General features: G+C 48.2%; 1 protein-coding gene. It reads left to right on the forward strand.

Features of this window, described 5'->3' with window-relative positions:
* The first annotated feature begins 69 nt into the window (after window positions 1-69).
* Window positions 70-504 carry a DUF5675 family protein gene (locus tag KG118_RS17360; RefSeq protein WP_008860756.1) on the forward strand — a complete coding sequence of 145 codons (435 nt, stop codon included), beginning with the start codon at window positions 70-72 and terminating at the stop codon, window positions 502-504.
* The last annotated feature ends 123 nt before the right edge of the window (window positions 505-627 follow it).

The following is a 627-nucleotide window of genomic DNA, read 5'->3' on the forward strand; positions in this document are numbered from 1 at the left end:
TTACAAACACATATAATAAACATTAGCCGGCGTCCGTCTCTACTCTTTCGATACAAATAGTATCGAAGTATGAAGCTGACACTCAACCGCAAATTCAAAGGTCAGACCTATACCATAGGCGACCTGTCCATCAACGGCAAATTTTTCTGTAACACCATCGAAGATGCCGTGAGGAAACTTCCGGCAACCTGTCCGGATACTCCTCGCGGCCGTTCCTGCACATGCAGGGAGAAGGTCTATTCCAAGACCGCCATTCCTGCCGGGACTTATAAAGTTACCCTTCAGTACAGCCCCAAGTACAAGAAAAAAATGCCATATCTGCACGATGTACCGCATTTCCTCGGCATCCTGATCCATTCAGGCAACACCGAGGGAGATTCCGCCGGCTGTATCATCGTGGGAAAGAATACGGTCAAGGGAAAAGTTTTGGAATCCCGTACTACATTCCAAAAACTGTATGCCATGCTCGAGTCCGAAAGGGACATAACCATTCAGATTATATAAATCGAATGGCGGTCAACAGGCTCAAACCACCCAGAAACCTGCGCATCGAGTTCAAACCGTCCCCACGGCAGTATGAACTCTGGAAACTGTTGCAACCGAACTATTGTCCCCATTGTGGCGGGG

This window comes from Bacteroides propionicigenes (assembly GCF_018390535.1).
Lineage (GTDB): Bacteria > Bacteroidota > Bacteroidia > Bacteroidales > Bacteroidaceae > Bacteroides > Bacteroides propionicigenes.

Bases quoted from the DNA above. Each gene is read 5' to 3' on its own strand.
- KG118_RS17360 (WP_008860756.1), top strand. From the start codon at position 70: ATGAAGCTGACACTCAACCGCAAATTCAAAGGTCAGACCTATACCATA.